This window comes from Macellibacteroides fermentans, assembly GCF_013409575.1.
GTDB classification, from domain to species: Bacteria; Bacteroidota; Bacteroidia; order Bacteroidales; family Tannerellaceae; genus Macellibacteroides; species Macellibacteroides fermentans.
Genome location: NZ_JACCCY010000004.1, coordinates 230,525 through 255,781 on the forward strand (window position 1 = coordinate 230,525; position 25,257 = coordinate 255,781).

General features: G+C 44.5%; 20 protein-coding genes and 1 pseudogene. 9 read left to right on the forward strand and 12 right to left on the reverse strand.

Annotated elements, in window-relative coordinates; translation table 11 throughout:
- Positions 1-56: 56 nt before the first annotated feature.
- Both F5613_RS13880 and F5613_RS13885 read right to left on the reverse strand, forming a co-directional pair.
- The gene (locus F5613_RS13880; protein WP_179400184.1) at positions 57-2,147 is read right to left on the reverse strand and encodes a cation:proton antiporter; all 2,091 of its coding nucleotides are present in this window, start codon (positions 2,145-2,147) and stop codon (positions 57-59) included.
- Positions 2,148-2,389: 242 nt separating this feature from the next.
- Positions 2,390-3,184: a glycoside hydrolase family 16 protein gene (locus tag F5613_RS13885; protein ID WP_179400185.1), complete on the reverse strand. Its 795-nt coding sequence runs from the start codon at positions 3,182-3,184 to the stop codon at positions 2,390-2,392.
- A gap of 158 nt (positions 3,185-3,342) precedes the next feature.
- Here F5613_RS13885 and F5613_RS13890 point away from each other — a divergent pair, with 158 nt between their 5' ends.
- The gene (locus F5613_RS13890; protein ID WP_246303380.1) at positions 3,343-5,004 is read left to right on the forward strand and encodes an IS1182 family transposase; all 1,662 of its coding nucleotides are present in this window, start codon (positions 3,343-3,345) and stop codon (positions 5,002-5,004) included.
- 82 nt (positions 5,005-5,086) lie between these two features.
- Here the strand turns inward: F5613_RS13890 and F5613_RS13895 are convergent, their stop codons facing one another.
- The 6 genes from F5613_RS13895 to F5613_RS13925 all read right to left on the reverse strand — a co-directional run bounded on the left by F5613_RS13895 (position 5,087) and on the right by F5613_RS13925 (position 13,342).
- Positions 5,087-6,682 carry a SusD/RagB family nutrient-binding outer membrane lipoprotein gene (locus F5613_RS13895; RefSeq protein ID WP_179400186.1) on the reverse strand — a complete coding sequence of 532 codons (1,596 nt, stop codon included), beginning with the start codon at positions 6,680-6,682 and terminating at the stop codon, positions 5,087-5,089.
- Positions 6,683-6,696: 14 nt separating this feature from the next.
- Positions 6,697-10,089, reverse strand: a complete 3,393-nt coding sequence (locus F5613_RS13900) for a SusC/RagA family TonB-linked outer membrane protein (protein ID WP_246303418.1) — start codon at positions 10,087-10,089, stop codon at positions 6,697-6,699.
- A gap of 228 nt (positions 10,090-10,317) precedes the next feature.
- Entirely contained in the window at positions 10,318-11,340 is a 1,023-nt protein-coding gene (locus tag F5613_RS13910; RefSeq protein WP_179400187.1) for a FecR family protein, read from the reverse strand.
- 26 nt (positions 11,341-11,366) lie between these two features.
- On the reverse strand, positions 11,367-11,993 hold the full coding sequence (locus F5613_RS13915; protein ID WP_179400188.1) for an RNA polymerase sigma-70 factor: 627 nt from the start codon (positions 11,991-11,993) through the stop codon (positions 11,367-11,369).
- Between the two features lie 181 nt (positions 11,994-12,174).
- Positions 12,175-12,516, reverse strand: coding sequence for a DUF4907 domain-containing protein (locus tag F5613_RS13920; protein WP_245832515.1), 342 nt, complete (start codon positions 12,514-12,516; stop codon positions 12,175-12,177).
- Positions 12,500-13,342 carry a Kelch repeat-containing protein gene (locus tag F5613_RS13925; protein WP_246303419.1) on the reverse strand — a complete coding sequence of 281 codons (843 nt, stop codon included), beginning with the start codon at positions 13,340-13,342 and terminating at the stop codon, positions 12,500-12,502. Before F5613_RS13925 ends, F5613_RS13920 begins: the two co-directional genes overlap by 17 nt.
- A gap of 1 nt (position 13,343) precedes the next feature.
- Between F5613_RS13925 and F5613_RS13930 the strand changes: the two genes are divergently transcribed.
- Both F5613_RS13930 and F5613_RS13935 read left to right on the forward strand, forming a co-directional pair.
- On the forward strand, positions 13,344-13,622 hold the full coding sequence (locus F5613_RS13930) for a hypothetical protein (RefSeq protein WP_246303420.1): 279 nt from the start codon (positions 13,344-13,346) through the stop codon (positions 13,620-13,622).
- Positions 13,609-14,823: a hypothetical protein gene (locus F5613_RS13935; protein WP_246303421.1), complete on the forward strand. Its 1,215-nt coding sequence runs from the start codon at positions 13,609-13,611 to the stop codon at positions 14,821-14,823. Before F5613_RS13930 ends, F5613_RS13935 begins: the two co-directional genes overlap by 14 nt.
- Before the next feature lie 63 nt (positions 14,824-14,886).
- On the opposite strand, the gene F5613_RS13940 is transcribed toward F5613_RS13935, so the two are convergent.
- The gene (locus tag F5613_RS13940) at positions 14,887-15,324 is read right to left on the reverse strand and encodes a LytR/AlgR family response regulator transcription factor (protein ID WP_068178980.1); all 438 of its coding nucleotides are present in this window, start codon (positions 15,322-15,324) and stop codon (positions 14,887-14,889) included.
- Between the two features lie 290 nt (positions 15,325-15,614).
- Between F5613_RS13940 and F5613_RS13945 the strand changes: the two are divergent.
- Positions 15,615-16,013 (forward strand): annotated as a pseudogene (locus F5613_RS13945) (LytR/AlgR family response regulator transcription factor); the annotation flags it as partial.
- Between the two features lie 137 nt (positions 16,014-16,150).
- Here F5613_RS13945 and rplS read toward each other — a convergent pair.
- The gene (gene rplS / locus F5613_RS13950; RefSeq protein WP_068178989.1) at positions 16,151-16,498 is read right to left on the reverse strand and encodes a 50S ribosomal protein L19; all 348 of its coding nucleotides are present in this window, start codon (positions 16,496-16,498) and stop codon (positions 16,151-16,153) included.
- A 186-nt stretch (positions 16,499-16,684) separates the two neighbouring features.
- On the opposite strand from rplS, the gene F5613_RS13955 reads away from it, so the two are divergent.
- Together F5613_RS13955 and F5613_RS13960 are read left to right on the forward strand one after the other, a co-directional pair.
- Complete coding sequence (locus tag F5613_RS13955; RefSeq protein ID WP_179400283.1) at positions 16,685-19,684, forward strand: glycoside hydrolase family 3 N-terminal domain-containing protein; 3,000 nt, start codon at positions 16,685-16,687, stop codon at positions 19,682-19,684.
- 60 nt (positions 19,685-19,744) lie between these two features.
- Complete coding sequence (locus F5613_RS13960; protein WP_179400190.1) at positions 19,745-20,776, forward strand: aminotransferase class I/II-fold pyridoxal phosphate-dependent enzyme; 1,032 nt, start codon at positions 19,745-19,747, stop codon at positions 20,774-20,776.
- A gap of 74 nt (positions 20,777-20,850) precedes the next feature.
- On the opposite strand, the gene F5613_RS13965 is transcribed toward F5613_RS13960, so the two are convergent.
- On the reverse strand, positions 20,851-21,021 hold the full coding sequence (locus F5613_RS13965) for a hypothetical protein (RefSeq protein WP_176134021.1): 171 nt from the start codon (positions 21,019-21,021) through the stop codon (positions 20,851-20,853).
- Between the two features lie 137 nt (positions 21,022-21,158).
- Here F5613_RS13965 and F5613_RS13970 point away from each other — a divergent pair, with 137 nt between their 5' ends.
- Positions 21,159-21,896: a lysophospholipid acyltransferase family protein gene (locus F5613_RS13970; RefSeq protein WP_179400191.1), complete on the forward strand. Its 738-nt coding sequence runs from the start codon at positions 21,159-21,161 to the stop codon at positions 21,894-21,896.
- Between the two features lie 5 nt (positions 21,897-21,901).
- Here the strand turns inward: F5613_RS13970 and F5613_RS13975 are convergent, their stop codons facing one another.
- Positions 21,902-23,383, reverse strand: a complete 1,482-nt coding sequence (locus F5613_RS13975) for a capsule assembly Wzi family protein (protein WP_179400192.1) — start codon at positions 23,381-23,383, stop codon at positions 21,902-21,904.
- A 425-nt stretch (positions 23,384-23,808) separates the two neighbouring features.
- On the opposite strand from F5613_RS13975, the gene F5613_RS13980 reads away from it, so the two are divergent.
- Both F5613_RS13980 and F5613_RS13985 read left to right on the forward strand, forming a co-directional pair.
- On the forward strand, positions 23,809-24,942 hold the full coding sequence (locus tag F5613_RS13980; RefSeq protein WP_179400193.1) for a polysaccharide biosynthesis C-terminal domain-containing protein: 1,134 nt from the start codon (positions 23,809-23,811) through the stop codon (positions 24,940-24,942).
- Positions 24,929-25,204 carry a hypothetical protein gene (locus F5613_RS13985; protein WP_179400194.1) on the forward strand — a complete coding sequence of 92 codons (276 nt, stop codon included), beginning with the start codon at positions 24,929-24,931 and terminating at the stop codon, positions 25,202-25,204. The genes F5613_RS13980 and F5613_RS13985 overlap by 14 nt, the downstream gene beginning before the upstream one ends.
- Positions 25,205-25,257 lie beyond the last annotated feature (53 nt).

Consider the following 25,257-nt stretch of genomic DNA (forward strand, 5'->3'; position numbering starts at 1 on the left):
AACACACGCTGAAATGACGTCAGATCGGACTGCAAAAACAATGCAGCCAATCGCTGTCAGGTAAGCAGTAACGACGGGTTTACCAGGTCTCTGTTCAGGTTGTCTGTAACCCTTAACTGCATCGGATAAATAAGAATGAATCCCGTTTTATTATGCTGATTGTTTAAGAAGTGATGAATCCGGTTCATGGCCGGGTGATAAGACGGATTCTCTTTACGACTCATTATAATAAGAAAACTATCATTCACTTTAACCTCTGCATTTAATGTATTGAAGTTATCCCAGTTTTCAAATTCTTTATATTCGGTACCAACCGACTGTTTACTGCAAACTTCTTTCAGGTGATTCAAGGTATGTGCAGATGAATAAAAGACAATTTTAGTACCGGTGTTTTTTGCCAGACTCCATACTTTATGAAGCCAAAAAGGGAATCCGAGCTCTTTTTCGGCCTTGTCCGGTACAATAACCAAATACCTGCTTACAGTGCCTAAGGGTTGCATCGGTTTAAAGATTAAGGTTGTGGCGTTACTTTGCAGCAACAAACGTTCGGTAAGATTCCCCAGGAAGGATTCGGTAATCTGCTTCTTTTGATGTAATCCCATTATCAGATAGGTAATTTTTTGTTCTTTAATCGTATTTGTAATCGCGTTTACCACATCCGTATCATATCTTAGCAAGTCGCTTAAACGATTGTCCGTAGCAGAGGCATGGATAATTGCCTTCTCCAGAATCTTCCGGGCATCTTTATCGGCCTGATCATCGTAATCGTCGGTGCTGATTACGTTCAGCGCAAACAACCGCGATTTTTTCCCCTTCTGCTTGATGGAGGCGCTCAACTGCACCAGATCGTCTACTGTTTCCTCGTTGCTTACGGTTATAAGAATCCGTTCGCGTTCCATAACGTCGGCCTCCCCATTGTCTGCCGATTCTTCCAGGGCAATATTCTTTGCCCCTCTCTGCGCAGCAAAAGAGGCGATCGTACATGTAACCAATATCATGAAGATTGTTCCATTTAGCACATCCTCGTTCAATAACCGGATGGGTGTCCCGTTGCTGTCGGTTCCGGTAATTACATTGTAACCTACAATGACAGCCGCCAGGGTAGCGGCAGCTTGTGCATTGCTTAAACCAAAAATAATATCGCGTTCGTCTCTGGTATACTTAAATTGCTTTTGTGTTAACCAGGCTGCCAGAAATTTGGCAAGGGTGGCTACAATCGTCATCACTACCGCTACCTTAATGGTTTCGAAGTTGACGAAAGATCTGAAATTAATAAGCATACCCACTCCGATCAGGAAAAAGGGAATGAAGATGGCATTTCCAACAAACTCCACCCGGTTCATCAATGCGGATGTACGGGGAATGAGTCTGTTCATGGACAGCCCCGACAAAAACGCACCTATAATAGGTTCGATACCTGCAAGTTCGGCCAGAAATGCTCCGGTAAATACAATTACCAGAACAAAAATATATTGTGAAACATTGTCGTTAAATCGTTTAAAGAACCAACGCCCTATGATTGGAAACAATCCCAATACGATGGATCCGAAAATAAGAAGAGAAATAAGGATCTTAATCCAGAAAGAGGGGCCGACTGTCCCTTTGGACATTTCAACAATTACCGTAAGAACAAGCAAGGCAAGGGTATCCGTAATCATAGTACCACCAATGGTTATGGTTACCGCCCGATTTCTGGTAACCCCCAATTTGCTTAGAATAGGGTAGGCTATGAGGGTATGCGAAGCGAACATACTGGCCAGAAGAACCGATGATATCAATGAAAACTGGAGTATGTATACCCCGGTAAGGATACCTAAAGTCATAGGAATCAAGAATGTGTACATGCCGAATACCAGACTTTTACGGCTGTTTTTCTTAAAATCGTCGTGATCTATCTCCAATCCTGCCAAAAACATAATATAAAGCAATCCGGCTGTACCCGAAAGAATAATACTGCTGTCGCGTTCCATCAGATTAAAACCAAAAGGTCCCACAATTGCTCCGGCAATTATCAGCCCCAGCAAATGAGGAATTCTCAACCTGTTGAGCAACAGAGGGGCGAATAGTATGATAAGTAATATTAACAGGAATTTTAGCACAGGATTATCAATGGGTAGTCCTGTTACCAGTAGTATTGAAAGGTTCATATGGAGTCCGGTTTATTATTTGATGTTATTGCAGAACAATGTTACAGAAAAAAACTGAAATATCAAAACAAGCGAGCCGACCAATCACTGGCCGGCTCGCTCCCCTATTGAACCTATTATTATATGAAAGTAAAAATGATTACTTTATGATAGATATACGGTGAAATTGAAAATTAATACTCAACAAACCGGTTATTTCATGTATTTTAACCACGAATTATTCTTTTCGGTCTGATTATAAGCTACTTTTTGTAGACTTTTACATAATCTATTTTGAATGTATCGGGAGCTACGGCCTTTTTGAAACCTTCCAGTTTATCCCTTATTTCCATGCTCAGGATTATATATTGATCTATTTTGGAAATCCCTTCGTTAACTTCAAAAAACTTAAGACCATCGATGTAAAAGGCATAATTCTTTTCGGTCCACTCAAACCCGAAGGTATGAAAGCCTTTATCCAGTCCTTTCAATCCGCTTTTAAGCGGTCCCACCGATTGCATTTCGGGCCCATAAGCCCAGTGTAAGGCATGCGATAGGGTATCCGGACCTAATTCGTTAAAATATTCGAATATATCCATTTCAACACCGTATTCAGCTGGATCTCTTCCCTCCGATATTTTGGGTGACTGCATCCAAAAAGCGGCCCAGGGGCCTACCGACTTCTGTAGCTCAGCACGGCACTCAAAATAACCGTAGGTAGTTTCAAACTTACCTTCCGAACCAATCATGGCTCCCAGTATGCTGTCGCCTTTAATGTCGTACATCAATAATAGATTGCCATTTTCCACTTTAACCATCGACGAGTCGTTGTATCCGATCCTGCGGCTGCCCAGTCCGCGCAGGCTCCATTTGGTGGTATCCAGCTTTGTGCCGTCAAAGCTATCCATCCAAACCAGTTTATATCCATTATCTGTTGGTACAAAGGGAGTATGCGACAAGGCATTGTTATCAGGAAAAGAATTTCTTGGGTTTGGAGAGCAAGACCATCCTGCAATGAAAAGAATAAGAAGGATGGGAGTAAATCTGAATATTTTCATATGAATTGAGTGTAAGGATTAAACAAAGTGAACAATAAAAGAGAAGGGGGTGTGTCAAAATAGGCACACCCTCGTTTTATGCACAAAGGTCGAACTTTCCCAAGCTCGGCCTTTGCTATTTCCTAGAGTTTTTGTAACTTTAGGTTTTCAAAATTCATATGACAAAGTTACATTTTCGCCCGTATATATCCAACCAAACGCTTCTTTTTCCGAGCCGGATTGATGAAGATATTGCTGAAGATGACCCTGTCCGGGTAGTCAATGCCCTGGTTGACAATCTTGACCTTAATAATATTAAGGCTCTTTATAAAGAATATGGTCGTAGTCCCTATCATCCACAGATGATGCTCAAGGTGATTATCTACGCCTACATGAACAACGTTTATTCCTGTCGCAAGATTGAGAAGCTGCTTCTTCGCGACATCCATTATATCTGGCTTGCCGGGTATGAAAAACCAGACTTTATTACAATCAACCGTTTTCGTAATCGGGTAAAGCATGAGATTAACCAGATTTTCACCCAACTAGTGCTTCTTCTTGCCGGTAAAGGCTATGTGAGTCTGGATGTGGAATACATTGATGGGACAAAGATTGAATCCAAAGCCAACAAATATACCTTTGTCTGGCGCAAAAGCGTGGAGAAGAACCGGGACAAACTTCTCGATAAAATAAGAATCCTGCTTGAACAGATTGATGAAACGATCGCCCAGGATAAAGCAGCAGAGAATCAATCCGTGGCGTTTACTCCGGCAGCCATCTCCGATCTTGCCCGGGAGTTGAAGGAGGCGCTGGCAGAGCAACCCGCAGCCAGGACCAGGGAAGAAAAGAAAGCCCGTCGGGCAAGGGAGAAAGAGATAAAAGAGTTAGAGAAGCACGGCGATAAGCTTGCCGAATATGACCAGCATCTGCAAACACTCGGGGATCGTAATTCTTATTCCAAAAGTGATCCTTCAGCCACCTTTATGCGCATGAAAGAGGATGCGATGAACAACGGCCAGACCAAACCCGGCTACAACTTACAAATCGGGACAGAGAACCAATTCATCACCGACTTTTCCCTGTTCCCCAACCCTACAGACACATTAACCCTTATACCTTTCCTTAGCTCGTTTTCCGGACGTTACAACCGGCTTCCCGGCAAAGCCGTTGCCGACTCCGGTTATGGATCGGAGGAGAATTATCGTTTTATGGAAGAACATGATATAGAGTCTTTTGTAAAATACAACTGGTTCCACAAAGAGCAGAAGCGTTCGTTTAAGAATAATCCTTTTCTGGTGGATAATTTATATTATAATGCCAAAGATGATTACTATGTTTGCCCCATGGGGCAGCATATGACCTTTGTGGGTAAGACTCATGGAAGGACAGCTAGCGGATATATTACCGAATCACATCGCTACAGGGCAGCAAGATGCGAAGGATGCCCTCTTCGGACCGGATGCTTCAAAGCCAAGGGGAATCGCTCCATCGAAGTTAACCGCAGACTCGTGGAATATAAACGCAAAGCCCGTGAGAAGCTGATCTCGGATGAGGGACTTGAACACCGATCCAAACGACCTATAGAACCAGAAGCCGTTTTCGGACAAATGAAATACAATATGGCATACCGTCGATTCCGTCACTTCGGACTCGACAAAGTCACCATGGACTTTGCCTTCTTTGCCATAGCCTTCAACATAAAAAAGATGTGTGCAAAAGCAGCTAAAGGGATATCAAAGGGCTTTTATAACAGGAAAATTACTCTGAAAACAGCGTTTTATGAGGTGATAAGCGATCAAAATCGAATCGAAAGAAAAATCAATCCAAAATGGGCGGCTTGAAGCTTTTTTGAAAAACGAAACAAAAAAGAAAGAGGATGTGCCAATTACTTTGTTTTGACACACCCTCTTGATATCCATATATTTAATTATAGCGGTTCGTATCCCACCATACACGAACATTTTGTCCGTCGCCCTTTCCCTGGTTAAGGGAACTTTCCTTTGAGTAATGATTCAGATTCCGTTCGTCATCGATATAACGGAACTTCTTGATAAACTCGCCAGCTTTAATAAGCTCGTTGTCGCTTTGAACCACCGGAGCAAGAGCCGGATAACCTGTTCTGCGGAATTCGGTCCACGCCTCTGTACCATTTGGATAGATGCCAATCCATTTCTGGGTGATGATTTGCTTCAGCTTGGTTTCAAAACTTGCTGCAGCATCCCATTTTACATCTCCACCGTTAATATAAGCATCGTCGGCAGCTGTAGAATAGAGTGAGGCACTTACACCGGCACGAGCTTCGTCAAATGAAGCACGGATACCTGCAATGTAATTTTCTTTAGCATCTCCGGCGCCTGCCCAGCCACGTAAGGCAGCTTCTGCTTTCAGCAAACATACCTCTGCATAGTTCATGATTGTCTGAGGTTTCACGATAGTACCTTGAGGAACGCTTCCTTCCTGTACAGACCCTTTGGCTTTCTGATTCCATTCGGGGTAAACATATAATCCCCAGATGCAGGAATTATTTACAGGTGCATATTCCGGTTTCGTTAATTCGGAAGCAGGTAATCCGTTGGGAACCCCACGGTATTGAACCTCAGAAGTTCCGTAGGCATATCCTTGAGTCTGACTGAACCAAAGGGGTAGTCTGGGGTCTTGTACAGAACTTTCAGTCAGCATGATATCGATCATTGTCTTACTGGCCCTGAATTCGTTCCAGAAACTGATGGTCCACAGGGAGTGACCTGCATTTGCTTCTGCATTCTTGATGGCGGCATTGTCGTTGTTGCTGCTCATCAGGTTCTCTTTCAATGCTGCTTCTCCTTCGCTTTTTGCTTTGGCCGGATCAATGAATGATAAACGTAAAGCATAACGTAAACGCAGCGAGTTGGCTAATTTCACCCATTTGGTAAGATCACCTCCAAAAAGAATATCTTCGTTGCCGTACGAAAGCTGGTTCGCTTTATTACTTTTCAAGGCAGTGGCAGCCTCAGTAAGCTCTTTAAAGATATCATAATAAATATCTTTCTGAGCATCGTATTTGGGTTCAATAATACCTTGTCCTGCTTCAAAATAGGGCACATCACCGAAGCAATCGGTAGTACGGGCAGCTCCCATGGCCGAAATAATACGCATTACCTGATACATATTATCGTATTCGGGGTGTTTGTCCAACATAGCCTGCACTTCATGCAGGTTCTTTGAAAGGTATACGTAGTATGAACGCCAAAAACCATCTTTCACCCAGCCGTCTTTCCATTCATAACGGTCGGATGGGAAGTAAGAGGCTGTATTGGCGAAATACTGTGCATACAGATTGGTATGCAGATTGTCTCCCACCTGGTATTCCCATGAGCGGCAATTGAACCCATAGTCAATCATTTTAGGAAGAATCAGGCTCGGACTTACTTCGGTAGCAGCCAACGGGTTCCTGTTCATTTCTTCAAAATTACCCGTACAACCTGCTGTTAAACTGCCAATGAGGCAAATAACACTTAATTTTTTTATGGATAGTTTCATTGTTGTATCACGAATTAGAATTTAACATTTAGAGTAAAGCCATAGGAGCGAGTAGGAGGTAAAGAAGAATATTCAAATGCCTGTGCATAGTCTTCGCGAGAGAATGAACCTTCCGGGTTTACAGGAGCATTTTTGAATATGTAAAACAGGTCTCTACCAACGGCTGATAATTTTACACTCTTGATCGGGAGATTTCTCAACCATGAAGCCGGAAGCGTATATCCCAAAGAAAGTTCGCGTAGTTTAGCATAAGAGGCATCGTACAGGAATTCTTCTCCAATACCATAGGCACCGCCAATGGTTGCGTAGTAATCTTCCGCCTTAACCGCTTTTGTGTTTTCGGCACCGGTTGAGTTTAGAACACCATTTATAACCATACCTTCTGCTCCACGGCCTACCAGGGTTTTAGCTGATGTACCTGCAGTACATGCATACATATCGGTTGTAGATATGAAGCTGCCTCCAGAACGAATGTCTACCAATGCATTGAATGATACATTCTTGTAGCGTAATGCAGTAGAGAATGATCCGGTCCAGTCCGGTGTCATGTTACCGATCACCTTGTCCGATTCCGAAATCGGCATTCCGTTGTCGCCAATAAGGATTCGTCCTTCTGCATTCCGTTTGTAAGCTTTGGATACGATGTCTCCAAAACGTCCGCCTTCGTCAACCACCACTTTTCCAACACGGGTTTCACCCAGTACAAAACGTTTCAGGGTAGGATCAAGTTCTACGCATTCCGTACGGTTCATACCCCAGTTCAGCGTGATATCCCAGTTCCAGTCTTTTGTCTGAATCGGTGTACCGGTAAGCATCACTTCGATACCCTTGCTGGCCATTTTACCGGCATTGATACTTTTTAATTCGTAACCAGACGATCCGGGCATGGTAACATTCAGAATCTGATTCACCGTGTTTGAGTTATAGTAGGTAACATCAAATCCCAAACGACCGTTAAACATTCTCATTTCAACTCCACCTTCTGCAGATGTAGTCTCTTCCGGTTGCAGGTTATACAAAGGATAGGTAGAAGACGTGGTAGCATTCAAGATATTACCGTTTGTTTTACCCAGGGTATACACGTTGTACAAAACGTACGGATTGGTATCGTTACCAACCTTGGCCCACGAACCTCTCACTTTCAGGAATGAAATCTGTTCAGGCAGGTCAACCATTTCCGAAACAATACCCGATAAACTTACCGACGGATAGAAATAAGACCAGTTGTTTGATGGCAAGGTAGACGACCAGTCGTTACGGGCTGTTACATCCAGATAAACCACACTCTTATAACCTACTGTAGCATTTCCCAATACAGAGTTGACACGTTGTTTTGAATAACCTTCAGATACGGTCTGATTTCTACCATTGGCCAATGCAACCAGGTAAGGGATATTAAATATACCAGACGAACCGGAAAGATTGTTCCATGTAAAATAAGTGGTTGCAGTTCCTACGTTGGCAATTACACTGAAATCATTGAATTGTTTGTCGAAGTTCAACATAAGGTCGGCATTGAACTCCTGGTTTGTAGCTTGTGTATTCCAATACTGACTACCGTCCGAAGTCTGAGAAGACTGAACATACGTGCTGTAGTTCTTGATCTGGTCGTTGTACCAGTCTACACCCACACGGCCGGTAAGTTTCAGATAATCTGTGAACTTAGCGCTCATCTGTACTTTACCGATCAAACGGTTGCGGATATCGCGGTTTCCGTTGGCAGGTAGTGTAAGTGCATAAGGATTCAGATATTCATTGTTCGGTCCCGACCAGTTTACAATATGTCCGTCCTGACCAACCGGATTCTGCAGGTCTTGTAAACGGATGCTTCTCGGCATGTTGATCAACATCTTCATAACACCATATTCTCCCTGAGCCGGACGATTATTGGCTTTCTGACGCATAAAGTTAACTTTTGCACTCAAGTCGATAAACTTGCTGGTAAACTGGGTATTCAAATCATAATACTGACGGTTCAGCGAATGATTCGGAGTGATACCCTGGTTTCTGGAATCAGAAAAAGAGAATCTGGCTGTCAGGTTATCAGAACCTCCCGAGGCCGTCAGCGTATTTGTGTAATTAGATCCGGTTCTGTAGAAATCGGAAATATAGTCTTTCTGCGGTGCATAGGCATAATCACTGTAATTGGAGTCTCCGTAGAATTCATTACGCCAGTTGGCTATAGTTGTTTTTCCATCCATTTTAGGTCCCCAGCTACCCTTCGCATTGGTAGAGAACACCCCGGCAGAACCCTGTCCGTATTCATTCTGATATTCGTACGGGTTATAAGCTTCGCTGAAACTCAGGTTTCCGTTGTATTCGATTACCATCGCACCGCTTTTACCTTTCTTGGTGGTAACGATAATAGCTCCGTTCTGAGCTCTTGATCCATACATAGCAGCCGCGTTGGCTCCCTTCAGAACCGAAATACTTTCGATATCTTCCGGATTGATTTCGGAAGCAGCTCCGGAATAGTCCACGCCACCCCATTGATTGGCTGTACCTGTTGTATTATCACTTACAGGAATACCGTCTATCACCCACAAAGGCTGGTTATTACCGCTCAAAGAGCTGGTACCACGTAAAACCACGCGGGTAGATCCACCCATACCGGTTGTAGATTGGTTAATCTGTACCCCGGCAACTTTACCCTGCAGCATGTTGGCCACACTTTCGGAACGGTTTTCACTCATCCCATCGGTCTTGATCTCCTGCATGGCATATCCCAACGCTTTCTTTTCGCGTCTGATACCAAGAGCCGTAACAACAATCTCGTCAAGCTCTTCTACAGAAGAAGCCAATACGAATTCAATAGATGAGCGGTTGCCTACCTCACTTTCCTGAGGTTTGTATCCAATGTACGACACTTGTAATACGGCGTTGGGATTAGCCACTTCAATTGAAAATTTACCATCAAGATCGGTTATTACACCGTTTTGCGTACCCTTAACCACCACGTTGGCACCGATGATGGTTTCGCCGTTTCGGTCTTTCACCACACCGGTCACTTTTTTGGACTGCTGGGCTACAGAAGGCACATTGTTTTTGTGGCTCAGTACGATTTGTTTGTTACTGATGGTGTAGGCTACATCCTGTCCTTCAAATAATTGATCCAGGATTTGTGTGATGTCTTTCTTTTTTACAGAAATGGAAACTTTGTCGCTTACATTTACCATCTTTTTGTTAAACAGAAATCTGAAGTCTGATTGCTCTTCGATCTGGTTCAGCACCTCTTCAATCGATACATCCGATAACTTCATGGATAGTGTGGTGGTCTGTGCATACGAGCTGGAGGCAAATCCCTGTAATACACCACATAAAAGGAATAACAAGCATAATTTCATAATCCGAAATTGTTTGGCGGCAAATCCTTGCCGAATGATTTCATTAATCAGAACTGAATTCATATTTTTGTATTGTTTAGTTGAAAAAACAGGTTAACGAAACTTAAAAGCTAAACAACCTGAAGGGAGGGTGTACGAGGCCTTCCCTTCTATCTGTTAAGCTTGCTAAAAAATAGTGCTTTGTATCATGTCATAGGCTAAAAAGTTTAAATAGTAAATAAGGTTAAAATTTTTTACTTCTATAAATAAGACAGTCCAGCCCTAAAAATCCACAATAAGAAATGATTTTTTTTATTTTTTCAACTTATAAACTTCTACTTTCCGTCTTTTAAGAGCCAATTCGTTGGCCGTTTCCTGATTATAATTCACATATCGGATGGGTGCCGATAGTTGGAGTAAGCGTAGAATCTCGCTGAGCGACTCCTGTTTGAAGGTTGCCCGGTAGGGTTGGTTGGCAATTTCCTTGTCCATCACCACTATTTCAACATTAAATGTTTGCCCCACACGTTTGAACACATATTCCAGCGGATCGTCCCTGAAAACCATCAGGCCGTCTTTCCAGGCATACCATTTGTATGGATCGGTCTTTTCAATTTTACATTGAAGGGTATTTTTGTTGAAAGAGGCCCTTTCTCCCGGAAACAAATCGAAACGCTTCTGCTGATTGATGGCCATTCCGATTCGCCCTTTTACCATGGTGACCGAAGTCATCGAATCTTTTGGATAGGCTTCCACATTAAATGCGGTACCTGTGGCTCTTACATCAACCCGGGCGGTATGTATGGTGAAAGGATTTTCGGGATCCGACTCAACCTCAAAGAATGCCTCACCCTGTAACGTAACTTTTCTGGAACCCTTAGTGAAGCGGGTAGGGTATTTAAGCGAACTTCCTGCATTAAGCCAAACCTTCGAATTGTCTGGCAGATTAACTTCCACAAAAGTACCGTAGGGGGCGAACACCTCTTGCTGCGTAATGTTTTCCGGTTCTTTTGAAACGAGCAGATAAATAAGAGACAAAAGCAACGGAAGCAACAGTATGGCAGCAGAACGTTGCCAGTAAACAACCACAGGGTGCTGAGTCCAGTGTAGTTTGTTTATCTTATTTAATACGGAATTCAATGCTTTCCGATCGTCTATCTCTTCGGGGTTGAAGGCCGGATTCAATCCTTGCCAGATGTTTCTGAGGGCTTCGAATTGCATACGGTTATCCTCGCTTTCCTTTATCCAGGAAAGAAGAGCCTCTTTTTCCTCCTCCGTACAATGTCCGGACAAGTATTTAATTACCAACGATTCTATGTAATTGTCTGTGTTCATTTATATACGCTTAATAATAAGACAGATCAGTTTATTTTTTTCCACAAGGAAATAACATTATTTAATGATAATATAATGAAAAATAAACCGGGAAGATAGAATTCTTTCAGATAGCTCCTTAAGAACTTGATCGCGGCGGCAATCCGTACCTCGATGGTTCGTTCGGAAACATTCAGACGAGCAGCTATCTCTTTATACCGCAGCCCTTCAAATTTATTTAATAGAAATGTCTCTTTTATGGCAGGCGACAGTTTATTTAATGCCCTTTCGAGGTGTTGATTCAAGTCGGAATACAGCATGTAGTTGTTGGTGTCGTATTCACTTGTAATTTCGTTCAGCTCAACATCTGCTGCCGACAAATCTTCGTGATCCGAACCTTTTCTGCGGATTTCGTTGAGGCACCCGTTGCGAACGGCTGTAAGTAAATAAGATTTCAAATAGGTGTCGATCTGGATTACATCCCTGTCATTCCATAATTTTAGAAAAATGGATTGCACCACATCTTCACAGTCCTTCTTGTCTGCCAGAAAATTTCCGCCAAACAAGACCATATCCCTGTAATAATGCGTAAAAATAGAAGAGAAGGCTGTTTGATCGCCTTTCTTCAATTTTTCCAATAGTATTTTTTCGTAAGGCAGATTCTGTTCTTTCATACGAAGTAACTTTATTATGAAATATAGCGAACCAGCTGTTCCTGTGCTTATCACTTTAGCTCGTTGCAAAGATACTTTTTTTCTTTGCAGAAGTGTTAGATAATGATATAAAAAGTGAATAAGTCTAAAATGAGAAGGCCGACTATCCCCTAGCCAGCCTACCCAGTATAGAACCTTATATTTAAAAAAGAGAGAGAGTGTGTGTAATCTCTTCCCGCGTTACAGTGAAATTCTCGTGATTTCTCACTTTGTTCAGAACGATATTCCCCACGGCTTTAGCCGCTTCTTCAGAGGGAAATGCCATTACAGTATCAATTGCCGGAATGGTGGGTTGATGAATTATTATCTTTTTATCGATAGATATATTGTATCCCCATCCATCGGAAGTGCGTACCGTCTGCAACGCAGTCCGAGACTTTTCCGGAGTTCCCATTTTTCCGGAAAAAAGATAGAATGATAGAAATGCAAACGGAAGCAGTAACAGACCCCAAAGGGCCTGTTTACCCTTAATATTCATCATCATCGTATTCATATGGGTGTAATTCCCAAATGTCATCAAAGCGGTATGTACTGCTTTTACCCGTTGTCACATAACCTCTTTCTCCGTTGGAGAAGGAGACTGTTGCCGTTCGCGCCGTTCCCTTAAATTTAGCCACATTCTCCCATAAATCGGTTGTGGGATAATATTTCCAGCTATCACTGCGCACACTTCCGCTTTCACCACAGCTTAAATAAGCAGCACCATCTATCACGAAAGCCACGCCATTGGTGCGAACGATACTATACTCATCATCGTAGTCGTCGTCCGAAGTATCTGCGATATCCCTCAGCTGGGTCCACTGACCGCTTTGGGCATCGTACTTCCAGAAATCGTCTACATATTCACCGTTATTCTGTCCACATAAAACATAAGCCACATTGTCAATTACAAACGAGGTTGCCCCCATTCTTTTGGATCCGCCGATACTCACAATCTGCTCCCACGAGTTGCTTGCCGGATTAAAGGCATAGAAATCCTTAAGGTAGTTGCCATCGTATCCGCATCCTATATATCCCTTGTTCCCCACACCGAAAGCAACGGCTCCATAGCGGCCCGACCCCGGATAGTCGGCCTGCTGTGTCCACTGGTTTGAAGTTGGGTCGTACTCCCAGAAATCTTTCAGGTAATTCTCTCCGTCGTAACCGGTTCCCAGATATCCTTTGCCGTTTACAGTAAAAGCAACGGCCGAATTACGGGCAGTTCCCGGCATAGAGGCTTTCTGTGTCCAGAAATCCTGTTCCATATCATATTCCCACAAGTCAGACAGCCTTTTCTTCCCATCGTATCCGCAAACAAGATACGAGAACAATGTGGTTACCGAAGCCGTAACCGACTATCTGGGGACCCAGGTACAGGGCGGAGTGTTGGTGAAGGATGAGACTTTTCATGAAAATACCTATTATTATTTCGATGTAACCAGTTTCATGCAACAGGAATTGGGAACCTTCGGGATGAATAAGCATAATCTGCAGCTGGTATTGCCCTCAAGCCACTATACCTCTTCGTTCAAGAATCTCACATTCTCGAGTCAGAAAGGGAAAAACCCGCTCAAATTACAGTTAACATACACCATTTATGAAAGTTATTGATAAAATACATTTCCTGATCGTCTCCATCTGTCTTTTGTATACCACGGGTATCAGCAGTCAGAATATGACTACCTCTCCCTATTCAATGTTTGGAATCGGCGAGCTCACCGACGGGCAATACGGTCAGCATGCCGCCATGGGCGGAGTGTCTGTCGGTATGCGCGATCCCATACTTATCAACAGTGTGAACCCTGCCGGATTGACAGGCCTCGATAGTCTGCGTCTGGTAGCGGATGCCACGGCATTTGTTAAGAACGAGTGGTACAGTTCCAGAGGAACCCAGACGAGTGCCACTTCCGGTAATCTCTCCTCCTTTTCCATGGGCGGACGGATTATGCCACGTTGGTATATGTCGGCAGGGGTCTATCCCTACAGTACGGTAGGTTACTATTTCAGGACCAAAGAGTCTGTAGAGGGGACGGACGGAAGTTACTACTACAGTACATTTGAAGGTAGCGGGGGACTGTCCACCGCTTCGCTGTCAAACGCCATCCTGCTGAACCGGCACCTCTCGCTGGGTGTCACCCTGAGCTATGTTTTCGGGAACATTACGCAGACCGAAACACAGGAGTCGATGACGGTTGCCCAGAAAATGTACACCAACGCATTCAATGCCCGCTTTGGGTTGCAATATACAAAGCAGCTGGCAAACGATCTGGGTGTAACCGTGGGGCTGACCTTTGGATATAAACAAAAGCTGGTATTGGATAACACAACAACGGTGCAGACCAGTTCGGCCTCAACGGAGCGATCCCGGAAGTCCCTCACCCAATACATTCCTCCCTTTGTGGGAGTAGGCGCATCGGTTACCCATAAACGGATCACTTATGGCGCCGATTATACCTTCAGAAAGTACAGTACGCTGGTATCGACAGATAACCGGGTTACATTTCGCGATATACACGAGGTAAAGGCCGGAATCAGCTATTTGCCGGCTACCTATCAGTCGGAATCATACTGGCGCCGTGTATCTTATAAAGCCGGCGTTAGCCTGTCCAATCCCTACTTGTCGGTTTCCGGTAAAGACGGCTTTTCGTGGCGGGTGAGTGCCGGACTGGGTTTCCCAGTATCCAACGGACGGATCCATACAGCCCTGTTTTACGATAATACGCAGCTTACCGGTAATACCTTACGGTCGTCTGCCCTGGGCTTATCCGTTTCATACACCCTGAGCGAATTATTCTATAAGGTGAAGCTATAACAAAGACAAAGGGATGGAACCATACAGAGGTTCCATCCCTTTGCTAACATCCGGAAGACAGCCTTATTCCTGCAGGGAAAGCCGGTCCAGGAATGCCGGCATATACGATTCGCTTATAGGAATGAGATCATTGCCTATTTTGATACGTTTGCGTTCAATGTAATTAATCTGAGGCAACGACACGATGTACGAACGATGTACCCTGCAGAAGGAGCCATCGGTGAGGCACTCTTCAAATTTTTTCAGACTTACCTGGGATAGCAGCGGTTTACCGTTTGTGCGGTGCACTTTAACATAGTCGCCATACCCTTCCAGATAAAGAATCTCCTCTTTTTTTAGACGGATGATCCGGGTCCCCTCTTTTACGAAAACAGGCAGCTCTGCAGTCTCCTTATGTAATACCTCGTGTACGTCGGCAAGGGCCTTGTCCAGTTTCTCGAAATAGCTCATAAGTGTGTCCAGGGTGGACGCATCTCCGTCGAATGTAATACATTTAAGCATGATCCTATGATTTTAAGTTCTGCTGCAAAAAAAGCGGATTATTCTGTAAAGAAAGGTTAATCGGCGTTCAGAGAGTCTATTTTAAGGGTGAATCGCCCGGGTATAGCGGCGAAACGGAATAGAGGATAGGATTGATTGCCCTTTTTTCTTGTATTTTTGTGACGAGCTTAATTACTACTCTATGGAATCAAAAACAAACGATCTGCTTGTGGGGATTGTGGTATCCGGATTACTGAGCCTTTTTGTGAATTTCCCCCTTCTTACAAGGAGTTACGAAATGCTTACCGGTTGAAGAGCGCAACAGTCATATCGAACACACCAACGATAGTATCCGTACCCGCCACCAGCTGAAGAATTTGCTGATAACCAAAGCAGATAAGTTTTATCCGCTGCCCGTTGATGAGGTCTGCTTTTTCTATACATTGAATGAAAAGGTGATGGCCTACACGGCCGATGGGAAAGTGCATCCGGTAGACCGTACTCTGGATGCATTGGGTGAGCAGCTGGACGGAGATACTTTTTTCAGGGCCAACAGACAGTTTATCATTGCCAGAAAGGCAATCCGCGACATCGATCTATGGTTTGGAAGCCGGTTGTCGGTCAATCTCCAGATTCCCCTTCCGGAACGGATCATAATAAGTAAAACCAAAACACCCGTCTTTAAGAGATGGATTGCTGCCGAACAATAGTGAAGATAACTAATTTACCCTTAAGTATAAATTTTTTTATACTTAAGTAAAGTTTTACACAGAGGGGGTCTAAATAACAAAAGAGGTTGCATCCGTATGGAGCAACCTCTTTGTATTCTTCAAAAAGGGAGTGATTCTTATACTCTCTTTTCTTTGATTCTTGCCTTTTTACCGGTAAGAGCACGCAGGTAATACAATTTCGCTCTGCGAACTTTACCAACTTTGTTTACGGTGATGCTGTCGATGAATGGAGAATCCATTGGGAAGATTCTTTCTACACCGATGTTGTCAGACATTTTACGAACTGTGAAGCGTTTTTTGTCACCGTGTCCTGAGATACGGATAACTACGCCGCGGTAGTTCTGGATACGTTCCTTGTTACCTTCTTTGATACGGTAAGCAATGGTAACTGTGTCGCCACTCTTAAAAGCAGGATGCTCTTTCTTTGTAGAAAATGCTTCCTCTGCAATTTTAATTAAGTCCATCGTGTTATAGCTTTTTTTGAATTGATTTTTAACGAAACGCAATTTAACGGGCTACTTTTCCCGACAGAGATTACGTAAAGCGGTGCAAAGTAACGAAACATTTGCGAGTTAACCAAATACAAGAATAAGTTTTTTGAAGAGAGTGAAGTTTTATCTATATTTGAAGGTATGAAAAGAAAGAGTATGATGAAGAAGTTGATAATTGCCTTGTGCTTAGGAACTTTAAGTCTGAAGGCAGGGGCGCAGACGGAACCTGCGCTGTTTCAGGCAGCAGATAAAACGATGATGACCCACTGGGTGGATTCGGTATTCGACAGCTTGTCGCCCGAAGAGCGAATCGGCCAGCTGTTTATGGTCATAGCAGATCCCTCCTCCAACACACGTAATATGAACCGGCTACTTACCTATGTAAAGGAACAGAAGATAGGAGGTATCCTCTACCATACCGGGAATCCCGTCACTCAGGCAACGGTTACCAATAAATTGCAGGAAACGGCCCGCGTCCCTTTGCTGGTGGCGCTGGACGGCGAGTGGGGCTTGTCGATGCGCCTCACGGGGACCCCGCGTTTCCCTCAGAATATGATGCTGGGAGCCATCGAGGATATTTCTCTTTTACGCGCTTACGGTGAGGAGGTTGGCCGGCAATGCCGGGAGATGGGTATCCATATCAATTTTGCGCCGGTGCTGGATGTAAACAGCAACACCGGGAATCCGGTTATCGGATTACGTTCCTATGGCGAAGATCCGCAGGCTGTAGCCGAACGGGGGAGTGCCTATGCCGCCGGAATTGAGTCGGCCGGCATCATCTCCGTAGCCAAACATTTTCCCGGTCACGGTGATACGTTTGAAGATTCGCACTACACCCTCCCCTCGGTTTTTCACGACAGGGTGCGGTTGGACAGCATTGAATTGCCTCCGTTCAGAAGATATATAAGCGACGGATATGCCGGGGTGATGACCGGCCATTTGTACGTACCCGTTCTGGGAAGGCGGTCGCCGCTCCCTACCTCTCTTAACAAGGAGGTGGTTACCGGATTGCTTCAGGAGGAGTTGGGGTTCAGGGGGCTCACCTTTACAGATGCTCTGGCAATGAAGGGGGCCTCTGTTGCAAGTAAAGACACCAACTCGTGTGTACTGGCCTTGCTGGCTGGAAACGATGTGCTGCTGGCTCCGGCTAATCCTGCCAGGGATTTTACAGCCGTGAAGGAGGCTATTGCCAGCGGGGTGCTGGATGTAAGGGATATCGAGTCGAAGTGCATTAAGATTCTTCAATACAAATACATAGCTGGGCTGTCTAATTACCGGCCGGTGGAGATTGCGGGTCTGCAGAACCGGATCAACACTTCCCATGCCGCCTACCTGGTGAACCGGTTGAATGCCGAGGGACTTACCTTACTGAAGAACGACAACGACATTTTGCCGGTCAGGGCTCTGGCACGCAAAAAGATTGCTGCACTGGCCATTGGCGAAAGCGAAGGAAATCCGTTTCAGACCATGTTGAACCGCTACGATTCGGTGGCCTGTTTCCAAATCTCGCGCACGTCGAGTCCGGCCGAAATAGCTAGGGTGTACAAGCAACTCAATACCTACGATCTTATTTTATGCAGCGTACATACGGTGCGGATACCGGAGAACGATGCGTTTCGTAAGCTCACGGCTGCCAAGCCGGTTGTGCTCACTTTCTTTACGCTTCCCTACTATTGTAAAGAATATGCAGCTTCTATAAACAATGCCAAAGGGATGCTTGTAGGATACGAAAATACGGATGCAGCCCAGACTTATGCAGCCCAGTTGATTTTTGGAGGTATAGCGGGTAAAGGCAAATTATCGGTTACCATACCCGACCTATATTTTGCCGGATCGGGACTCGCCACCGAACCGGTCCGCCTGGGTTATCAGGAGCCCGAAGCCGCCGGTCTCGACCCGACAAAGCTTGCCGAGATTGACAGTATTGTGCAAGAGGGACTTCGTGCCAAAGCCTTCCCCGGATGCCAGGTGCTGGTGGCAAAAGACGGACAGGTCATTTACAACAAGTCGTTCGGTTATTATACCTACGACAACCTGCAGCCTGTAACCGAACGGGCGGTATACGACCTGGCCTCGTCGTCCAAAGCGGCCGGTACTGTTACCGCGCTTATGAAGGCATATGAGAAGAAGGGCTTCACCCTGAACAGCCGGTTGGCCGAGTTTGTACCCTCCATGCAGAACTCCAATAAAAAAGACATACGTATCCGCGATCTTCTGTATCACGAATCCGGACTGGTGCCCTCCATTACTTTTTATACATCGGCCATCGACTCCTCCTCTTTCCGGGGCAGCTTGTACAGCTCTAAGAAAGATGCGGCACACCCCAGACGCTTCGATGCCAATTCATTTGTAAATACAACCTTCCGGTACCGCTCCGATCTGGTCTCCGATACGTTACGCCCCGGTTTTTCCACCCAGGTGGCACGTAATTTCTACTTGAATAATACCTTTCGGGATACTATTTTCCGTATAATAGCCCAATCGCCGTTACAGACTCCCGGTAAATACCTTTATAGCTGCATTAACTTCATTTTGTTACAACAGGTGGCCGAGCAACAGATGCAGATGCCGTTGAATGAAATCCTGGGACGTTATTTCACGGCTCCATTAGGTGCAGGAAACACCCTGTATAATCCGCTTACCCGGATAGACAGTCTGTGGGTTGTACCTACGGAAGACGACTTTTTTGTGCGCCGCCAATTGCTCCGGGGCTATGTGCACGATGAGGCTGCCGCATTTATGGGGGGCGTTTCCGGCAATGCGGGATTGTTTTCCAATGCAAACGATCTGGCCAAGCTGCTGCAGATGTTGCTGAATGAAGGGGTATATGGCGGCGAACGATACCTTCAGCAGGAGACACTCCGTCTCTTTACCCAGAGTAAGACGCCCAATTCGCACAGGGGATTGGGATACGACAAGCCCTGGCCGGAGAATCCCAGACTTTCTTCCTGCGGACTACTTGCTCCACGGTCGGTGTATGGACATACCGGTTATACGGGTACCTGTTTCTGGATCGATCCGGATAACCGGCTCATCTACATATTCCTGAGCAACCGGGTGCATTCCACCCGAGCAAACAACTCACTTGCTGCCATGAATATCCGTACACGTATCCAGGATGCAATCTATAAATCTTTTAATGGGAAAAGTAAAAAATAACTCGTACTTTTGTAGCCTGTATTTTTACTCCCGGAATTTTTAATTACAAAATATAAAATTATGCTATTCGGTCACGGTGACGATTATTTTAACTCTCAGACAGAAGTGAAGATCAACTTCAGTTCCAATGTCTGGCATGGCGCAAATCTGGAAAAACTAAAAGAGCATCTGAACACACAGTTCGACAAGCTTTCCCGTTATCCCGAGCCCGATGCTGCCACACTTAAGCGATTATTGGCCCGCCGGCACGAAGTGAATGAAGAAAATGTGGTGGTAACCAATGGCTCTGTCAGCGCCTTTTACCTTATTGCCCAAGCCTGGAGAGGTGCCAGTTCACTTATTGCAGTTCCCTCTTTTTCTGAATACGAGGATGCTTGTTGTTTGCATGAACATAAGGTAAGCTTCTTCTCGACAGGAGACGATCTGCAGGAGGTTTCTTTTGAAGGACAGGATTTCTGCTGGATCTGTAACCCGAACAATCCGGATGGAAAGATGATTCATCGTTCGGAATTATTGGCTCTGATAGCCGCAAACCGCAATACTGTCTTTGTGGTGGACCAGGCCTATGTAGCGTTTACTACAGAAGATCTGTTGAAACCAGCAGATGTCAAGAACAATCCGAACCTGATTATCATACAGTCTATTTCCAAGGCCTATAATATTCCGGGACTTCGAATCGGTTACCTCATTGCCCAGCCGGATATTACAGAGCGTATCAACAAATACCTGATTCCATGGTCAATCAATGCATTTGCGATCGAAGCGAGTAAGTATATTCTGATTCATCCGGCTCAGTTTACTTTGCCTGTACGTAAATGGCAGCGTGAAACAGCCGAATTTATTTACCAGCTGAATAAGTTGGATGGGATTGAAGTACTTCCTACGGCGTCCACCTTCTTCCTGGTGAGACTGAAGACCGGTGTAGCAGCCGACCTCAAAAACTGGTTGTTGTCTACCTATGGAATCCTGATACGGGATGCTTCGAATTTCCGTGGACTGGATGAAACATATTTCCGTATCTCTACGCAAACAGCCGACGAGAACAGACAGTTTACAGAAGCACTGGCCGAATGGCTGAGTCTGCAGAAATAAGCTGATATATTAAAAGAAAAACGGGCTACATTTATGAATGTAACCCGTTTTTCTTTTTTACCAATCTTTAAATCCTATTCAACCTTTTTATTAAGGAAGATGTGGAACAAAAAGCCTCCGATAATAAGACCTAAGCCAAGTAATAAAGCAGAATTTGATGCAGCTCCTGCGTACATGCATCCAATTAGTACAAGTACGCCAATCAGGAGTACAATCACTCCCAGTGATTTAATGAATTCATTCATGGGTATAGATTTTTTATAATTATTTTCTTTCTAGGTGCAAATAAAGTAATAATAAAGTTACTGCAAAAATATTTTAGAATAAAAATAGCAAAAGCCCGAAAAATTGCATTTATATTTGGCTTACTAAACGAAACACCATGAAGCGTATCCTATACATCCTCTATACATGGCTCATCTTTGTGCCTGTCTTTTTAGTGCTTACTCTTCTTACAGCCCTTGTTACAATGGCGGGATGCTTCCTTGGAAATGAATCTGTTTTCTCTTATTGGCCAGGTAGAATCTGGTCACGACTTACCTGTTACCTGGCTCTTTGTCCTGTTACGGTTCGCGGCCGCGAACATATCCCTGCAGGTAAATCGTGTGTATTTGTATCCAACCATCAGGGGGCATTCGACATCTTCCTGATTTATGGATTTCTGGGTGTTCCCTTTAAATGGGTGATGAAGGAGGGGATAGGCAAGATTCCTTTTGTAGGAGCTGCCTGTCGTTCTGCCGGCTTTATTTTTGTGGAGAATAAAAAAGGGGGTGGTTCGGTCCAGGTGATCCGTAAAGCCGAAAGATACCTGGCAAACGGAACATCCATCGTTATTTTTCCGGAAGGTTCGCGTACATATGATGGTAAGATGATCCGATTCAGAAAAGGAGCCTATCAGCTGGCTGCCGATCTGAAATTACCATTGGTGCCCATTACCTTAAACGGTCCTTTTGAAATATTACCCATCGGCAGCCTGAACCTGAAGCGCCATCGGATGGAGCTTATTATTCATCCTCCGGTGTCTACCGAAGGCCTGGTGCCCGATCGTAAAGGCCTTGAGCTGTTGGCCGATCAGACACGCCAAACCATTGCATCCGCTCTTTGGGAAAAATACAGGTAAAATCCTTACCAGTTTTTCAGAATCCCCGTCTTGGTAATTTTGATTCCTACACCCAAGCTACGTCCAAATAGTTCGCGGGCATCTCCAGCCACTGTTCCTGTAAATTGCCAGTCTTCAAGTTTAGGATGCTTGTATGTAATATCCAGTAACCCAGATACTCCCTGTTTGATGTCGCGAAACGGCCGCGCATGACTTCCGTAGGTGTTCATGGCCGTTGCAAGAAGCCGGTAAGATACTTGTGTTGAAAGTTCGCCCGATATCCCCACATGCCAGTCACTCACCCGGTTGTTGGGAAATCCAAGTGATCCGTTTTCGTTGTATTCGGGCGAAGGAATCAGCGGCGAACCTATACCTCTGTTAAAGTAAGAAACTCCTGTGGTATATTCGCCGTTGTTGTAATAGCTGTCGCCACCGCCGCCCCGTCCGGGATACTTGTCGTGATCAAATTCAAGGAAATGGAATTGTCCGCTTTGGTTGCGTGTAACCACATGTTCCACCACCACTTTCTGCACCCATCTACAGGTGTGAAGGTTCACCTCAACGCCCCACAGACCGTCGGTTCCGTTGGCCAGCTCCATCCCCGATTTATCTTCGAAATACCACTGATGATACGCTCTTGCCGACAGCTTCTGTCCCTGATAGGCCAGCTCCATGTCGTACGATCCGTAATGATTTCCTAATACATTAATCTGGTCGGACAAAGTAGCCCCTTCGCCACCCTCGCTGCCGGTAACCACACGAATGAAATCGCGGAAGGATTGGGGTTGTTTCCCAATTTTAGGGTTACTGGATGTTCCGCCCCACTGTACCCAGTGCTGCAGACCAACGGTTGCTGAAACGGGGAAATTTCCTTTGGTATCTTCCAGACGCAGATAACCGGATTTGTGATGCCATAATACATTGTCTACATACGTAGTGCCGGGGCGTACAGTCTGTTTCAGGTAGGCTTCATCGAACGATCGCCCTACGGCAAAATCACCTTTTATCTGCAGCCAACCCTTTGTGTAAGGAACCAGGGTGAAGTGCGGCATACTCAGGTTAAGCTCCGGAATAGGCCGCGCATTACCCGAATGAACCATGTCGCCGGAACTTAATGCTTTGTTCCATAAGGAGGTGTGATTCTCTTTGCTGCCGATGGTTAGTCGTAAATTTTTATAGGATACTCCGGCAAAGAATTCCTGGATCAGTATATTCCGGTAACGGGGTTCTACGGCGGCCAGACTGAGACCGGCCTGCCAGCTCCAATCTTTATTCAAACTTTGATGATGCGTGATACCTGTAAGTCCATAGCCGTTGCCTGCATCCAGCGGAACAAGTCCGTATCGGTTGCTGGCCAGCCAAAAAGGGGTGTTTGTTCCACTAGCTGCCGATGCAAAAACTTCGGCTTTCCATGAGGTTGTATTTTCCAGGGTTTCTTCCTGTGCAAAAACCGTCCAGGCAGGAAGGAGTACTGCTGCACAGAGAGCAAACAATTTATATGTTTTCATTGATCTTCATTATTAGTCTGAAGTACAAAGATACATTTTATAATGTAATTTAATAAACATCAAGCTTCAATTGCTGTTATATTTATAGATGAGAGGTTGTTATTCCTTACTGGGGGTGACCATCTTTTTAAGTGTCTTTTTTATTTCTCTATTTAGTATAATTTAAAAATCAGTGAATGCTATTATTCCTTTCATTACTTTTTATCTAAAGTAATAATCCCTTGATATTCTATTTTGTTGACGTTTTTTTTTGGTTGACTCGGGAAGAATAATAACGTTGTATTCTACACGCTGGAACTGTCTGTTCCGCCCTCAGCTCTAATCATTTTATTCAATTATTTCCATTTGAAGTGTTATACATGTATGTATTATCACCAGTGGGTTACCTGTGTTTAGTACCAACTTAAAATCAAGAAAGAACAAGTATGATTCGTGTAGGCATTACCGGACAGTCCGGATTTATAGGTACTCACCTATACAACACGTTGGGGCTTTATCCCGGCGAATTTGAACGTATTTTATTTCTCGACGACTTTTTCCACGACGATGCGGCTTTGAGAAAATTTGTCAGGCAATGTGATGTTATAATTCATTTATCCGCATTGAACCGTCATTCCTATCCCAAAGTTTTATACGATACGAACATGCGTTTGGTTACTCAGCTGATCGCTTGTATGGATGCCGAGAAAGTGACACCCTATGTATTGTTCGCTTCGTCCATTCAGGAAGAAAAGGATAATGCTTTCGGTAAATCAAAGCGGGACGGACGGCTGATGCTGGAAGAATGGGCTGTTAAACGAGGAGCTTCCTTTACCGGCCTGATAATCCCCAATGTGTTTGGTCCCTTTTCCAGACCATTCAATAATTCTTTTATAGCTACATTCTGTTATCAGCTTACACATGGTGAAACTCCCCAATTATTGCAAGATTCGGACGTTAAATTGGTGTATGTCGCTAATTTGTGTGAATTGATAATTCAGAAAATCAGAAAACAGGCTAAAAAGACAGTTCACTTAGTATCTTGCTATGAAGTCTCATGGGACTTTCAGCATAGAGTGTCTTCCATTCTTAATCTGCTCCAACAATATAGGGAGCTTTATCTGCATAGGGGGATTATTCCTGAGCTGAACGATCCGAACGACTTTAATATCTTCAATACTTTCTGCAGCTATATTGATTTTAAAAGCCACTATCCCGTTAGACTCGAACAGCATCCGGACATGTTGGGAATGCTGGTGGAGACTTCACATATGGGGGTGGGAGGGCAGCTGTCATTCTGTTCTACTTTGCCTGCTGCCACCCGGGGAAATCATTATCACATCAGAACGTTAAGCCGACTAACCGTCATTAAGGGGCAGGCTCTTGTGAAAATGCGTAAAATAGGAACGAAAGAGATCCTGGAGTTCAATTTGGATGGGAACACGCCTTCGTATATTGATATTCCTGTCTGGTATGTTCATAACATTACCAATATTGGTAGTGAACCTCTTTATATCCAGCTTTGGCAGAATAAAATCTACCTTGCAGAATTAGACGATACCTTTTATGAGCAGGTCTAGAATTTTATGTGTTACCGATAGTCTTCATTCGGGAAGCTCGCAAAGTCAGCTTGTCGAAATAGCCTTATATCTTTTCAACAGCGGACTCTGTCTGCCTTCCGGTCCCTCACTCACCGATAACGACATTGCCAGGGTAGCCCGCATCATCCGTCAGACCATTGCTAAGGCAAAAAGGAACAGATATACGATTAGAAATGCTCCGGTAATACCCTATAATCCTCATATGCCCCCTTTATATCACAGAAAACAGGGCCGTATTTAAACCATTCAAGTCTTTTATTTGCAAAACAAAGGCCGTTTTAACTATAATAGGGA

Bases quoted from the DNA above. Each gene is read 5' to 3' on its own strand.
- F5613_RS13880 (WP_179400184.1), bottom strand. From the start codon at position 2,147: ATGAACCTTTCAATACTACTGGTAACAGGACTACCCATTGATAATCCT.
- F5613_RS13885 (WP_179400185.1), bottom strand. From the start codon at position 3,184: ATGAAAATATTCAGATTTACTCCCATCCTTCTTATTCTTTTCATTGCA.
- F5613_RS13890 (WP_246303380.1), top strand. From the start codon at position 3,343: ATGACAAAGTTACATTTTCGCCCGTATATATCCAACCAAACGCTTCTT.
- F5613_RS13895 (WP_179400186.1), bottom strand. From the start codon at position 6,682: ATGAAACTATCCATAAAAAAATTAAGTGTTATTTGCCTCATTGGCAGT.
- F5613_RS13900 (WP_246303418.1), bottom strand. From the start codon at position 10,089: ATGAATTCAGTTCTGATTAATGAAATCATTCGGCAAGGATTTGCCGCC.
- F5613_RS13910 (WP_179400187.1), bottom strand. From the start codon at position 11,340: ATGAACACAGACAATTACATAGAATCGTTGGTAATTAAATACTTGTCC.
- F5613_RS13915 (WP_179400188.1), bottom strand. From the start codon at position 11,993: ATGAAAGAACAGAATCTGCCTTACGAAAAAATACTATTGGAAAAATTG.
- F5613_RS13920 (WP_245832515.1), bottom strand. From the start codon at position 12,516: ATGATGATGAATATTAAGGGTAAACAGGCCCTTTGGGGTCTGTTACTG.
- F5613_RS13935 (WP_246303421.1), top strand. From the start codon at position 13,609: ATGAAAGTTATTGATAAAATACATTTCCTGATCGTCTCCATCTGTCTT.
- F5613_RS13940 (WP_068178980.1), bottom strand. From the start codon at position 15,324: ATGCTTAAATGTATTACATTCGACGGAGATGCGTCCACCCTGGACACA.
- rplS (WP_068178989.1), bottom strand. From the start codon at position 16,498: ATGGACTTAATTAAAATTGCAGAGGAAGCATTTTCTACAAAGAAAGAG.
- F5613_RS13955 (WP_179400283.1), top strand. From the start codon at position 16,685: ATGAAGAAGTTGATAATTGCCTTGTGCTTAGGAACTTTAAGTCTGAAG.
- F5613_RS13960 (WP_179400190.1), top strand. From the start codon at position 19,745: ATGCTATTCGGTCACGGTGACGATTATTTTAACTCTCAGACAGAAGTG.
- F5613_RS13965 (WP_176134021.1), bottom strand. From the start codon at position 21,021: ATGAATGAATTCATTAAATCACTGGGAGTGATTGTACTCCTGATTGGC.
- F5613_RS13970 (WP_179400191.1), top strand. From the start codon at position 21,159: ATGAAGCGTATCCTATACATCCTCTATACATGGCTCATCTTTGTGCCT.
- F5613_RS13975 (WP_179400192.1), bottom strand. From the start codon at position 23,383: ATGAAAACATATAAATTGTTTGCTCTCTGTGCAGCAGTACTCCTTCCT.
- F5613_RS13980 (WP_179400193.1), top strand. From the start codon at position 23,809: ATGATTCGTGTAGGCATTACCGGACAGTCCGGATTTATAGGTACTCAC.
- F5613_RS13985 (WP_179400194.1), top strand. From the start codon at position 24,929: ATGAGCAGGTCTAGAATTTTATGTGTTACCGATAGTCTTCATTCGGGA.